Below are 13451 nucleotides of genomic sequence, written 5' to 3' on the forward strand. Positions count from 1 at the left end.
TCGGACGCATTTGAATGCATTTGACGCGATCAGCAGCGAAAAAGACGCTATTCGGCTTGGGCGGCGGTGCCGGTCGCGACGAGTGTCTTGCGTCGAACGCGGGCGGGCTCTGCCGGCTCGAGCCGTGCAGCGCGCGCTTCGGCAATGCGGCTTTCGGCGATCGCGCAGTAATCCGGGTTGATCTCGTAGCCCGTGAATTGCCGGCCATGACGTGCGCACGCGACCGCCGTCGTGCCGCTGCCCATGAACGGATCGAGCACGCGCCCACCCGGCGGACAGCTCGCGAGCACCATGCGCTCGACGATTTCCAGCGGCTTTTGCGTCGGATGATCCACCCGCTCCGCGTGCTGCCGATGCAGACGCGACACGGACCAGACATCCTTCGGGTTGTAGCCCAGTTCGAGCCACTTGCTGCCTTCGAAAATCTTCCGCGAACGCGCCTTTTTCGTTTCTGCGTCGTAAGGGATGCGCACCGGATCGAGATCGAAGTAGTAGTCCTTCGATACCGCGAAATAGCCGATGTTGTCATGCACTGACGTGAATTTCCGCGTCGTCCCGCCCATGCTCGGCACGCGACGGTCCCAGACGATCTCGTTGATCATCAAAAGGCGGCGCTTGAGGAACACGAACAGTTCGGGCGAATACTGCCAGGTGCAAAAGATATACAGCGAACCGCTCGGCTTGAGCTTCGGAATCGCGAGATCGAGCCAGCGATAAGTCCACTCGAGAAAAGCGTCGCCGGACAACATGTCCGAGTCGTTCCCGTAGTCCTTGCCCAGACCATAAGGCGGATCCGCGACGATCAGATCGATCGACGCGTCGGGAATATTCTCGGCATCGGCCAGGAAGTCGCGGTTGCGGATGTCGCTGCCGGCGCCCTGCAGGGCGCCGACGGACAACGGCTCGTCGATGACGTTGCGCATCTATCTGAGGCTCAGAACTGAATGCCCGATCGCTCGGCGACCGTATGCATGTCCTTGTCGCCCCGGCCGGACAGATTGACGAGCAACACCTTGTCGCGCGGCAACGTCTTCGCGAGCTTCGCGCCATAGGCGAGCGCGTGGCTCGATTCCAGCGCGGGGATGATGCCCTCGATCCGGCAGCAGTCGTGGAAGGCCTTGAGCGCTTCGTCATCGGTGATGCCGACGTATTCCGCGCGTCCCGCGTCCTTCAGCCACGCGTGTTCCGGACCGACGCCCGGATAGTCGAGCCCCGCCGAGACCGAATGCGTTTCGATGATCTGCCCGTTTTCGTCCTGCAGCAGATACGTGCGATTGCCGTGCAGCACCCCCGGGCTGCCGCCCATCAGCGACGCCGCGTGGCGCCCGGTGTCGATGCCGTCGCCCGCCGCTTCGACGCCGATCAATCTGACGTCTTTATCGTCGATGTACGGATAAAAGATGCCCATCGCATTCGACCCGCCGCCGACGCACGCGATCACGGCATCGGGCTGGCGACCGGCCATTTCGGGCATCTGCACGCGACATTCGTCGCCGATCACGCGCTGGAAGTCGCGCACCATCATCGGGTAAGGATGCGGCCCCGCCACCGTGCCGATGATGTAGAACGTGTTTTCGACGTTCGTCACCCAGTCACGCATGGCTTCGTTGAGCGCGTCCTTGAGCGTCTTCGACCCGGATTCGACCGGCACGACCGTTGCGCCGAGCAGCTTCATCCGATAGACGTTCGCCGCCTGACGACGCACGTCTTCCGCGCCCATGTAGACCACGCACTCCATGCCGAATCGCGCGGCAATGGTCGCCGTCGCCACGCCGTGCTGGCCCGCGCCGGTTTCGGCGATCACGCGCGGCTTGCCCATCTTGCGGGCGAGCAGCGCCTGGCCGATCACGTTATTCACCTTGTGCGCGCCCGTGTGATTCAGGTCTTCGCGCTTCAGATAGAGCTGCGCGCCGCCAAGCATCTCGCTCCAGCGCTTCGCGTGATAAATCGGCGACGGACGACCCACGTAGTGCTTGAGTTCGTACTCGTACTCGGCGATGAATTCGGGATCCTGACGTGCCGCGTCATACGCGACGCGCAATTCGTCAAGTGCATGGATGAGGGTTTCGGAGACGAACACGCCTCCATATTGGCCGAAATGGCCTCTTTCGTCTGGCAAGTTGTACATTGCGTCACTCTCTCGTTTACGTAGCCGGCAGCGCGGCCCACGTTCGATTCACCCGGCGTCCGCCTCGCGCACCGCGCGCACGAACGCCGCCATTCGCGCGGGATCCTTCACGCCCTTGGCGCCCGGCACTTCGATGCCGCTCGAGACATCGACCGCGTACGGGCGCACACGCCGAATGGCGTCACTGACGTTTTGCGTGTTCAACCCACCACTCAAAACGGCCCGATGCCCGAGATCTGTTGGGATAAGTGACCAATCGAATACCTTTCCACCGCCGCCGAAGCCCTCGACGAGCGCGTCGAGCAAAAGGCCGCCTGCGGCTTTGAACTTGAGAGACGATTCTATCAAATGGCTTGTGGACGCATCAGACCCAATTCGCAATGCGCGCCAATAGGATAAACCCGCAATCGACGCCAGCGCCTCGCATTGTTCCGGCGTTTCGTCGCCGTGAAACTGCAGCAGCGAGAGCGGCACGTTCGACGTGACTTCGCGAATCCATTCGGGCGTCGCATTGACGAAAAGCCCGACCGCCGACACGAGCGGCGGCACGTGCCGCGCCAGTTCGACGGCCTGTGCGACGCTCACCGAACGCGGACTCGGCGGATAGAACACGAAACCCACGGCGTCCGCGCCCAGCGCGACGGCGTGCTGCACGTCCTCGACGCGCGAAAGTCCGCATAGCTTGATGCGGGTGCGATGCAAATCTCGGTCTGTCATTTCGGCTCTGCCCAAATGGCGCTCCAGGGCATGCTGGCGATATGCGGCGGCGGCACCGCGAAGTGTTCAGGATAGCCGACCTCGGCCAGATACAGCCCGTCGGGCATGAAAGTCGGCGCGGCAGCGCGGCGGTCGCGGGCGGCGAGCACGTCCGCCATCCACGACGATGGATGACGGCCCCGTCCGATCGCGACGAGGCATCCCATCAGATTGCGCACCATGTGATGCAAAAACGCGTTGGCGCGAAAGCGAAAGTGGACGAAGTCGCCCTGCTCGCGTACATCGATCTGATAAAGATGCTTGACTGGCGTTTTCGACTGGCAATCGGCGGCGCGGAACGACGAAAAATCGTGCTCGCCGATCAGGCACGCGACCGAATCGCGCATCGCTGCCACGTCGAGCGGCGTGTGCACCCAGCCCGCGCGTTTCGCGAGCATGGGCGAACGCACCGGATTGACGTAGAGAACGTAGAAATAAGTGCGTTCGAAAGCCGCGAAGCGCGCGTGGAAATCGTCGGGCATCGGCTTCGCCCATTGCACCGCGACGGTGTCGGGCAGGAACGCATTCGTGCCGCGCACCCACGAAAACTCGGCGCGATCCAGAGCGGTATCGAAATGCACGACCTGACCGAGACCGTGCACGCCCGTATCGGTGCGCCCGGCGACGACGGTCGGAAGCGGCGTCTGCGCGAATTGCGCAAGCGCGCGCTCCAGTTCGTTCTGGACCGTCTTCCCGTGCGGCTGCGACTGCCAACCGCAAAACGCCGCGCCGTCGTACTGAATCCCTAAAGCGATACGCATCTCAGGAATGCGGTGCAAGCGTCGACAAGAGCGTGGCGGCCTGCTGGCGCGTCGCCGGATCGTTCGATTCGATCACTTCCTGGAGCAACGTGCGCGCGCCCGAAAGATCGCCCAGTTCGATGTATTCGGCTGCCAATTCGAGCTTATTGCGCGCGATGGTCGCCAGTTGGCCCGGCGTCAGGGCAGGCAAAGCCTCCGTCGCGTTCGACGTCGGCCCGAGATCGAAATCGAGACTGAGCGGGCCGAATTTTGTCGCGCCCAGGCCAGCGACCGATGCCGCGCCCGCCGTACCCGCTTCGATTTGAGACGCAACGGACTGGGCTTGCGACTGGCCTTGCCGCGCTGCTTCGAAATGCGCCACCGGCTGCGGCATGAACGGCGCCTGCTGGATTGGCTGCGTGCCGCCAGGCGGCTGTTCCAGCGCTGCGGGAGGCGTCTCGAGCGGCGGATTTTTCAGCGACGATGCAGCCGTCTCCGGTCCGGTCGCGCCGGGCGGCTTGATCGTCAGTTCCAGACGCGGCGGCAGTTCCATTTCGAGCGAACCGAGCGCCTGGATTGCGTCCTGGGGGAACTTCGGCATTGGGAAGCGATGCGCGAGCACCGGCTCTTCGTCCGGCGCGATGCCGGATTTTTCCGCCTCGCGCGCTGCCAGTTCTTCGATGTCGCGCTGCTCGGCGGCGCGTTGCTCTGCGGCTTGCTCTTCGGCGGCGCGCGCCTGAAGTTCGCGCAGTTCCGCCTCGCGCGCGATGATCTCGCGTGCCGCGTTCTCACGCGCCAGCTCTTCGCGTTCGGTGACCTGACGCAATTCGGCCTCGCGATCCGCGCCGGCATGACCGGCCTGCTCGCGTGCGAGTGCTTCCCGCGCGGCGGCTTCGCGCGCCCGGATTTCACGCTCCTCGGCCTCGCGCGCGGCGGCCTGGCGTGCCGCGGCTTCGCGCTCTTCGACTTCCCATTTCTCGGCTTCCCGGCGCGCCGCTTCGCGCGCTTCGATCTCGCGCGCATGCTGCTCACGCTGTTCGTGGGTGTCCGGTTCGCTGGCTGGCGGTACGAAATCGGGATGACGTGCAGCCGGCGCAACCGGAACGAACGGCTCTTCCGGTTGCGAGCGGTTCGCCTCGACGAGTGCTTCATCCGCCGCGGTCGACGGCTTTGCCTCGGTCGCCGGCGGCAACGCATCTTCGGACGGAGCGACGGGCGTCTGGGCTACTTCAGCGTTGCCGATGCTCGCGGCGGCCGCAGCCAGTCCGGACTGATCGCGCGCCGGCGACTTGCCTTGGGCACCGGCCGCCGCCTCGCGCGCCTTGCGCAGCGCTTCGTTGCGGGCGTCGGCGTCGGCCTGGGCTTCTTCCAGACTTGCGAACGTACGGGGCGCGCGATCGACGTCGTTGTCGTTCGTCGCGACTGCTCGCTTCTTGCGCCGCATTCTGAGCAGCAGGACGCCGATCACGACGATCACGATCGCGATGATGAAGGGCGACAGACCGATGGTCGCCGCTGCCACGCCGCTGCGGCTGGCCGGTTCCGGTGCGGCCGTGGCGGGCGCGCTTGCGGGCGCGGCGATTGCCGATGCGGCCTCCGGCGTCGCACGCTCCGGCGCCGCCGTCGCGCTGGCTTGCGGCTCCGCAGCCGATGCGGGCGCCGCGCTCTCCGGCGCCGGTGTGGCGGTATCCGCCGACGAAGACGCAGGCGCGGACGTTTCGGCGGGCGCGGTCTGCTGCGCCTCGGGCGCCGACGCTGCGGCCGGCGGCGCGCCGCTCAGATCGGCGGGCACGTTCAGCACCGCGCCGAGTTTCAGCTTGTTGATGTCGTGGCTGCTGAAGGCGCTCGGATTGGCGTCGAACAGGGCACGCGCGGCTTTCGCGCGGACGTCGCGATCTTTGGATCCGGTGAGTTCGCCGGCGACATCGCTCAACGATTGTCCCGGCTTGACCGCGTAGGTTTGCCCGGTGGCGGCGGAGGCCTGCGCGAGCGCATCGCCGGGATTCGCCCAGAACATCGCGCATGCGGCGAGACTTGCCGCGGCGAGCGCCGCACGCGATGACGAAACGAAAGACCGGCGAGTTCGATGGATCATTGAGGCTCCGGGTGCGGCAAAAATTGAAACATAAAGCGAAGACCGCTCGATAAACACGGCGTTGCAACAAAGCTCCACAAAAACAAAAAAGCGCCGCGTGAAACGCGACGCTTTCGAGCAAGACACGCGCTTCAGGCGCGTAGTTTACTTTACTTGTCGAGCAGAATGCGCAGCATGCGGCGCAGCGGCTCGGCGGCGCCCCACAAGAGCTGATCGCCGACCGTGAACGCCGACAGATATTCGCCGCCCATCGCGAGCTTGCGCAGACGGCCAACCGGCACCGTCAGCGTGCCCGTGACGACCGCGGGCGACAGATCGCGAATCGATGCTTCGCGCTCGTTCGGCACGACCTTCACCCAGTCATTCGCCGACGCGAGAATGCCGTGCACTTCGTCGAGCGGCACGTCCTTCGTCAGCTTGATGGTGAGCGCCTGCGAGTGGCAGCGCATCGCGCCGATACGCACGCAGAGGCCGTCGACGGGAATCGAGCCCGGCGTACCCATTGCCGGCTTGCCGAGGATCTTGTTGGTTTCCGCGCCGCCCTTCCACTCTTCCTTCGACATGCCGTTGCCGAGATCCTTGTCGATCCACGGAATCAGCGAGCCCGCGAGCGGCACGCCGAAGTTGTCGACGGGCATGCGCTCGCCGTTCATCGCGGCGAGCACGCGGCGGTCGATGTCGAGAATCGCCGACGACGGATCCGCCAGGTCTTCCTTCGCCGAACCGTAGAGCACGCCCATTTGCTGAAGCAGCTCGCGCATGTTCTGCGCGCCCGCGCCCGACGCGGCCTGATAGGTCATCGCCGTCGTCCATTCGACGAGGTTCTCGCGGAACAGGCCGCCGAGCGCCATCAGCATGAGGCTGACCGTGCAGTTGCCGCCGATGAAGTCGCGGCCGCCCTTCACGAGCGAATCCTTGATGACGTCCAGGTTGACCGGATCGAGAATGATGACCGCGTCGTCCTTCATGCGCAGCGCCGACGCCGCGTCGATCCAGTAGCCCTTCCAGCCCGCCGCGCGCAGCTTCGGATACACCTCGTTGGTGTAGTCGCCGCCCTGGCACGTGATGATGGCGTCGCACTTTTTCAGGTCGTCGATGCTCGTTGCGTCTTTGAGCTTCGTCTCGTTTTTGGCGAACGACGGCGCGTTGCCGCCCGCATTGCTGGTGCTGAAAAACACCGGTTCGATCAAGTCGAAATCGCCTTCCTGCTGCATGCGCTGCATCAGGACGCTGCCGACCAAACCGCGCCAACCACCGAGACCTACGTTCAAGACGAACCTTTAACTGTGGACGCTTCCCCGCATCTTTACCCGGCGTGGCCGCGCGGGGAAGACGCTCGGACACGAGGGACGATCAGCGAATCGTGATCGCTTTGCTGGAGATTTTCGTGATGCGCGTTTTAGCCGTGGCTCGAGTGGCCACGATGCGCGTGCTGATGGCGAGTTCCGTCGCGAGCGACTTTGAGCCGCGTCCGATGGAATCCAGAGAGAATTGAGAGTTCTTCGCCATAGCAAAGCAATATACACGATAACCGGACGTTTTCGACGGCGTCATGCTGCAGATGCGTGAAAATCGGGCGGATCGTGCGCGAACATCGGTAAAAAGAGACGATCGGCCGCTTTAATGCTTCAGCGCGCCGATCGTCTTTCTCGCGATTACAGCGCCTTCAGCACCGCGTCGCCCATTTCCTTCGTGCCGACAACCTTGCCGTCCGCCGTCGCGATATCGCCGGTGCGGTAGCCCTGCTCGAGCACTTTCTTCACCGCGCTTTCGATGCGATCCGCCTGCTCCGTCTTGCCGAGCGAGTAGCGCAGCATCATGGCCGCCGAAAGAATGGTCGCGAGCGGATTCGCCACGCCCTTGCCCGCGATGTCCGGCGCCGAACCGTGCGACGGCTCGTACAGGCCCTTGTTGTTCTTGTCGAGCGACGCGGACGGCAGCATGCCGATGGAGCCGGTGAGCATCGCCGCTTCGTCCGACAGAATGTCGCCGAACATGTTGCCGGTCACGACGACGTCGAACGCTTTCGGCGCCTTCACGAGCTGCATCGCGGCGTTGTCGACGTACATGTGCGACAGCTCGACATCCGGATATTCCTTCGCGACGTCGATCATCGTGTCGCGCCACAGCTGCGACGTTTCGAGCACGTTCGCCTTGTCGACGCTCGTCAGCTTCTTCTGGCGCTTTTGCGCGGCGGCAAACGCGACGTGCGCGATGCGGCGCACTTCGGGCTCGGAATAGCGCATCGTGTCGAAGCCTTCCTTCGCGCCCGCGAACGGGCCGTCCGGGGCTTCTCGCAAGCCGCGCGGCGCGCCGAAATAGATGTCGCCGTTCAATTCGCGGACGATCAGGATGTCGAGACCCGACACGATCTCCGGCTTCAACGACGACGCGCCCGTCAATTGCGGATAGCAGATCGCCGGACGGAAGTTCGCGAACAGTTGCAGATGCTTGCGCAGGCCGAGAATCGCCTGCTCGGGACGCAGCGCGCGTTCGAGCTTGTCGTACTTCCAGTCGCCGACGGCGCCGAACAGGATCGCATCGGCTTCCTTCGCGAGCGCCAGCGTGGAATCGGGCAGCGGGTGCCCCTTCGCCTCGTAGCCCGCGCCGCCGACCGGCGCCTCTTCCAGCTCGAACTTCTCGCCGAGCGCGTTCAGGACTTTGACCGCTTCGGCGGTGATTTCGGGACCGATGCCGTCGCCGGGGAGAACTGCAATTTTCATCTTTCGCTTCCTTTATGCGCGGTTATCCAACGAGCCGGTTATTCAGCCACGGCTGCTTCGCGAGGCGTTCGGCCTCATATTGCTTGATCTTGTCCGCATGACGCAGCGTGAGACCGATGTCGTCGAAGCCGTTCAGCAAGCAATACTTGCGAAAGCCCGGCACTTCGAACGCATACTCGGTGCCGTCGCCGGTACGCACGACTTGCGCTTCGAGATCGATCGTCAACTGGAAACCAACGAACGCGTAGGTCTCGTTAAACAGCTTGTCGACCTGCTGCTCCGTCAGCACGACCGGCAGGAGACCGTTCTTGAAACAGTTGTTGTAGAAGATGTCCGCGAAGCTCGGCGCGATGATCGCGCGAAAGCCGTATTGATCGAGCGCCCACGGCGCGTGTTCGCGTGAGCTGCCGCAGCCGAAATTCTTGCGCGTGAGCAGAATCGACGCGCCTTGATAACGCGGCTGATTCAGCACGAAATCCGGGTTGAGCGGACGCTTGCTGTTGTCCTGTCCGGGCTCACCGACGTCGAGATAACGCCATTCATCGAACGCGTTCGGACCGAAGCCCGTGCGCTTGATCGACTTCAGGAACTGCTTCGGGATGATCGCGTCCGTGTCGACGTTCTCGCGATCGAGCGGCGCGACGAGGCCGCTGTGCACAATGAATTTTTCCATGATCTTTCTCAGTGTCCCGATCGATTAAGCGAGCTTGCGTACGTCGACGAAATGGCCTTCGATCGCGGCGGCGGCGGCCATCGCGGGGCTCACGAGATGCGTGCGTCCGCCCGCGCCCTGACGGCCTTCGAAGTTGCGGTTCGACGTCGATGCGCAGCGCTCCCCCGCTTCCAGGCGGTCGGCGTTCATCGCGAGGCACATCGAGCAGCCCGGCTCGCGCCATTCGAAGCCGGCGTTCGTGAAGATCTTGTCGAGGCCTTCGCGTTCGGCTTGCGCCTTCACGAGACCCGATCCCGGCACGACCATCGCCAGGCGAATGTTCGACGCGACGCGCTTGCCCAGCGACTTCACGACGTACGCGGCGGCGCGCAAGTCTTCGATGCGCGCATTCGTGCACGAGCCGATGAAAACCTTGTCCGGCTTGATCGATTCGATCGGCGTGTTCGGCTGCAATGCCATATAACTCAGCGCGCGTTCCATCGCGTCGCGCTTGACGGGATCTTTTTCCTTGTCGGGATCGGGCACGCGGCCGTCGATCGACGTCACCATTTCCGGCGACGTGCCCCACGTCACTTGCGGCACGATCTCGGCGGCATTCAGCTCGACGACGCGATCGAAGTGCGCGCCGTCATCGGATTTGAACTGACGCCAGTATTCGACCGCCTGATTCCACTCGACGCCCTGCGGCGAGTACGGACGGTCCTTCAGATAGTTGATGGTCGTGTCGTCGACCGCGACCATGCCGGCGCGCGCGCCCGCTTCGATCGCCATGTTGCAGACGGTCATGCGGCCTTCCATCGTGAGCGCGCGGATGGTCGAGCCGCCGAATTCCATCGCGTAGCCCGTGCCGCCCGCCGTGCCGATCTTGCCGATGATCGCGAGCACGATGTCCTTCGCGGTGCATCCGCGCGGCAATTGGCCTTCGACCTTCACGAGCATGTTCTTGCTCTGCTTCTGCAACAGCGTTTGCGTCGCGAGCACGTGCTCAACCTCCGACGTACCGATGCCGTGCGCCAGCGCGCCGAACGCGCCGTGCGTGGACGTGTGCGAATCGCCGCAGACGATGGTCATGCCCGGCAGCGTCGCGCCCTGCTCCGGCCCGATGATGTGCACGATGCCCTGACGCAGGTCGTTCATCTTGAACTGCGTGATGCCGAAGGCGTCGCAGTTCTGGTCGAGCGTATCGACTTGCAGCTTCGAAACCGGATCGGCGATGCCGTGCGAGCGGTCGGTCGTCGGCACGTTGTGATCGGACACCGCCAGATTCGCGCTGATGCGCCACACCGGGCGCTCGGCCAGCTTCAGGCCCTCGAAGGCCTGCGGGCTCGTCACTTCGTGCAGCAGGTGACGGTCGATGTAGAGGATCGAGGTGCCGTCCTCTTCCGTGTGGACAACGTGCGTATTCCACAGTTTGTCGTAGAGAGTCTGTGCCATGGTGAGCGCTTTCGTGTGTGACTGCGGGGATTTATCGGTGTACGGCTCGTGAATCGATTATGCCACCACCCGATAAGAATTGGATACTAGGATCCGGGAAAAACCCATTAAAAACAGATAGTTATTGTAGTGGTTCCAGTACCCGGATGACGACTACCCGGCTGAACCTCGAGCGCATCGCGACGCTGTCCTTAGATCCTATGCCATTTGGCCGAATGTTCGCCGCACGATACGCGCAATAGGCTGTCGTCAGCGCTCACGATCCGCGCAGTAATAACATTGTATTGACGGCTCTTTCGACAGGTAATAACATCGTGCTTCCATACTCTTCAGTAGTCGACGACATGCGAACCACCATCAGAAAAATGGGCAACTCCCAGGGCATCCTGATTCCCAAGCCGCTGCTCGCGCAATTGGGCTTGGAGAACGAGGTCGACATGGAGGTCGAGAACGACGCGATCGTCCTGCGTCGGCCTCGCGACAAAGCGCGTCAAGGTTGGGCCGAAGCCAGCAAGCTGATTGCGCAGAGCGGCGAGGACGGACTCGTCATGGGCGAATTCGGCAACGACGACGACGGGGAGCTCGAATGGTAGTGCGTGGAGAAGTCTGGTCGGTCGCGCTCGATCCCACCTTGGGCAGCGAAATTCAGAAAACGCGTCCCTGCGTAGTGGTGTCGCCGCCGGAGATGCACGACCATCTGCGCACGGTCATCGTCGCGCCGATGTCGTCGAAGGGAAAACCTGCGCCTTTCCGCATTCCCATTGCTTTCAAGCGGAAGCAGGGATTGATTCTTCTGGATCAGATTCGCACGGTGGACAAGCTGCGGCTCATCAAGCGGGAAGGCAGCATCGCGGACAACACGCTGACCGACGCGCTTCATACCTTGCAGGAGGTGTTCGCGGATTGAATCCGGCGCCGTCTCTGCGCGCGCCGAGCAAAAAGCAAAAGCCCCGGCGATTTCGCGCCGGGGCTTCGATACAACTAAAACTCGATCAGCTTAGCGCTTTGCCAGCGGCTTCGCTTCACGCGGCGTCTGGCCGATGAACAGCTGACGCGGACGGCCGATCTTCTGCTCAGGATCGGCGATCATCTCGTTCCACTGCGCGATCCAGCCGACGGTACGAGCCATCGCGAAGATGCAGGTGAACATCGACGTCGGAATGCCCAGCGCGCGCTGCACGATGCCCGAGTAGAAGTCGACGTTCGGATACAGCTTGCGCGACACGAAGTATTCGTCTTCCAGCGCGATCTTTTCGAGTTCCATCGCGAGCTTGAAGAGCGGGTCGTCGTGCAGGCCGAGTTCGTTCAGCACTTCGTGGCACGTCTCGCGCATCAGCTTCGCGCGCGGGTCGTAGTTCTTGTACACGCGGTGTCCGAAGCCCATCAGCTTCACGCCCGAGTTCTTGTCCTTCACCTGCTTGATGAACTCAGGAATGTTGTCGACCGAGCCGATCTCTTCGAGCATGTTCAGCGCGGCTTCGTTCGCGCCGCCGTGCGCCGGACCCCACAGACATGCGATGCCGGCTGCGATACACGCGAACGGATTCGCACCCGACGAACCCGCGAGACGCACCGTCGACGTCGACGCGTTCTGCTCGTGGTCCGCGTGCAGGATCAGAATACGGTCGAGAGCGCGCACGAGCACGTCGTTGACCTTGTACTCTTCGCACGGGTTCGAGAACATCATGTGCATGAAGTTCGCGCTGTACGACAGTTCGTTCTTCGGATACACGAACGGCTGACCGATGCTGAACTTGTACGCCATCGCGACGAGCGTCGGCAGCTTCGCGATCATGCGGATCGCGGAGACTTCACGGTGACGCGGATCGTTGATGTTCAGCGAGTCGTGATAGAACGCCGACAGCGCGCCGACCGCAGCCGTCAGCACGGCCATCGGGTGTGCGTCGCGACGGAAGCCGCGGAAGAAGAAGTGCATCTGCTCGTGCACCATCGTGTGACGCGTGACGGTGTCCACGAATTCCTTGTTCTGCGCCTCGTTCGGCAGTTCGCCCTTCAGCAGCAGATAGCACGTTTCGAGGAAGTCCGCGTTCACGGCCAGTTGCTCGATCGGGTAGCCGCGATACAGCAGTTCGCCCTTGTCGCCGTCGATATACGTGATCGCCGAATTGCACGCCGCCGTCGACATGAAGCCCGGGTCATACGTGAACTTGCCGGTCTGACCGTACAACTTGCGGATGTCGATCACGTCCGGGCCCATCGTGCCCTTGTAGATCGGCATTTCGACGCTCGGCGAGTTGTCGCTGAACGATAGCGTGGCTTTAACATCTGACGGGGTCATAGCACATCCTCAATCGAAGTATGGATACAGGTTTTCGATAATTTGCACGACGGAAGCTGCGCGGCAAAACTGTTTTATCGGCCTGTGTGCAGTGCAACAGGCCTATTTTGCAAAACTCCGCGAATTCCTGCTGGAATCACACGGTGCGCAGCATTTCCAGCAAGCGGGTTACGTCCGGCGTCGCCAGGTCGCCTTCAGGCTCCGTGCGCGCCAGCAGCAAGTCCATCAGTTCGTTGTCGCTCAGCTCCAGCAGGCGGGTCAATGCGGCCACGTCGGCGTCGCTGAGGTCATGCTCATATCGGCTGAAGAAACGATCGAAGATCAGATCGTTTTCCAGCAGGCCGCGCCTTGCGCGCCAACGAAGGCGCGCGCGGCGAAGAGGGTCGGACTGGTGAGATTCGTCCATTTCAAACCGCCCGTCGCACCATCAACTCCTTGATCTTGCCGATCGCCTTGGTCGGGTTGAGCCCCTTCGGGCACACGTCGACGCAATTCATGATCGTATGGCAACGGAACAGACGATACGGATCTTCCAGGTTATCGAGGCGTTCGCCCGTCGCCTGATCGCGGCTATCCGCGATGAAGCGATACGCCTGCAGCAAG

14 protein-coding genes and 1 pseudogene are annotated in these 13451 nt (G+C 62.9%); 2 read left to right on the plus strand and 13 right to left on the minus strand.

Going from position 1 to position 13451, the window contains the following annotated elements; all coding sequences use genetic code 11:
* Positions 1-47: 47 nt before the first annotated feature.
* The 10 genes from QCE49_RS31640 to leuC form a co-directional block, all read right to left on the minus strand.
* On the minus strand, positions 48-923 hold the full coding sequence (locus tag QCE49_RS31640) for a site-specific DNA-methyltransferase (protein ID WP_175983187.1): 876 nt from the start codon (positions 921-923) through the stop codon (positions 48-50).
* 11 nt (positions 924-934) lie between these two features.
* Positions 935-2128 carry a tryptophan synthase subunit beta gene (trpB, locus tag QCE49_RS31645; RefSeq protein WP_008354043.1) on the minus strand — a complete coding sequence of 398 codons (1194 nt, stop codon included), beginning with the start codon at positions 2126-2128 and terminating at the stop codon, positions 935-937.
* A 48-nt stretch (positions 2129-2176) separates the two neighbouring features.
* Positions 2177-2845 (minus strand): phosphoribosylanthranilate isomerase, encoded by a 669-nt coding sequence (locus QCE49_RS31650; protein ID WP_033536877.1) that lies wholly within the window; start codon positions 2843-2845, stop codon positions 2177-2179.
* Positions 2842-3645, minus strand: coding sequence for a tRNA pseudouridine(38-40) synthase TruA (truA, locus tag QCE49_RS31655; protein ID WP_250435446.1), 804 nt, complete (start codon positions 3643-3645; stop codon positions 2842-2844). The genes QCE49_RS31650 and truA overlap by 4 nt, the downstream gene beginning before the upstream one ends.
* A 1-nt stretch (position 3646) precedes the next feature.
* Positions 3647-5719 carry a FimV/HubP family polar landmark protein gene (locus QCE49_RS31660; protein ID WP_250460446.1) on the minus strand — a complete coding sequence of 691 codons (2073 nt, stop codon included), beginning with the start codon at positions 5717-5719 and terminating at the stop codon, positions 3647-3649.
* Positions 5720-5868: 149 nt separating this feature from the next.
* On the minus strand, positions 5869-6990 hold the full coding sequence (asd, locus tag QCE49_RS31665) for an aspartate-semialdehyde dehydrogenase (RefSeq protein ID WP_309806706.1): 1122 nt from the start codon (positions 6988-6990) through the stop codon (positions 5869-5871).
* An 82-nt stretch (positions 6991-7072) separates the two neighbouring features.
* Positions 7073-7273, minus strand: coding sequence for a hypothetical protein (locus QCE49_RS31670; RefSeq protein ID WP_250481831.1), 201 nt, complete (start codon positions 7271-7273; stop codon positions 7073-7075).
* A gap of 101 nt (positions 7274-7374) precedes the next feature.
* Positions 7375-8442 carry a 3-isopropylmalate dehydrogenase gene (leuB, locus tag QCE49_RS31675; protein ID WP_008354048.1) on the minus strand — a complete coding sequence of 356 codons (1068 nt, stop codon included), beginning with the start codon at positions 8440-8442 and terminating at the stop codon, positions 7375-7377.
* A 22-nt stretch (positions 8443-8464) separates the two neighbouring features.
* Positions 8465-9115, minus strand: a complete 651-nt coding sequence (gene leuD / locus QCE49_RS31680; RefSeq protein WP_008354049.1) for a 3-isopropylmalate dehydratase small subunit — start codon at positions 9113-9115, stop codon at positions 8465-8467.
* Positions 9116-9139: 24 nt separating this feature from the next.
* Positions 9140-10549, minus strand: coding sequence for a 3-isopropylmalate dehydratase large subunit (leuC, locus tag QCE49_RS31685; protein ID WP_250460445.1), 1410 nt, complete (start codon positions 10547-10549; stop codon positions 9140-9142).
* A gap of 344 nt (positions 10550-10893) precedes the next feature.
* Between leuC and QCE49_RS31690 the strand changes: the two genes are divergently transcribed.
* Complete coding sequence (locus QCE49_RS31690; RefSeq protein WP_008354051.1) at positions 10894-11142, plus strand: AbrB/MazE/SpoVT family DNA-binding domain-containing protein; 249 nt, start codon at positions 10894-10896, stop codon at positions 11140-11142.
* The gene (locus QCE49_RS31695; RefSeq protein WP_008354052.1) at positions 11136-11456 is read left to right on the plus strand and encodes a type II toxin-antitoxin system PemK/MazF family toxin; all 321 of its coding nucleotides are present in this window, start codon (positions 11136-11138) and stop codon (positions 11454-11456) included. The genes QCE49_RS31690 and QCE49_RS31695 overlap by 7 nt, the downstream gene beginning before the upstream one ends.
* Positions 11457-11546: 90 nt before the next feature.
* Here the strand turns inward: QCE49_RS31695 and gltA are convergent, their stop codons facing one another.
* From gltA to sdhB, 3 genes and pseudogenes are all read right to left on the minus strand, one after another.
* Entirely contained in the window at positions 11547-12848 is a 1302-nt protein-coding gene (gltA, locus tag QCE49_RS31700; protein WP_008354054.1) for a citrate synthase, read from the minus strand.
* Between the two features lie 136 nt (positions 12849-12984).
* A complete protein-coding gene (locus QCE49_RS31705) occupies positions 12985-13254 on the minus strand; it encodes a succinate dehydrogenase assembly factor 2 (RefSeq protein WP_008354055.1) in 270 nt (89 codons plus the stop codon).
* A gap of 1 nt (position 13255) precedes the next feature.
* Positions 13256-13451: pseudogene (gene sdhB, locus QCE49_RS31710) on the minus strand (succinate dehydrogenase iron-sulfur subunit); the annotation flags it as partial.

The organism is Caballeronia sp. LZ008, from assembly GCF_031451435.1.
GTDB lineage: Bacteria > Pseudomonadota > Gammaproteobacteria > Burkholderiales > Burkholderiaceae > Caballeronia > Caballeronia zhejiangensis.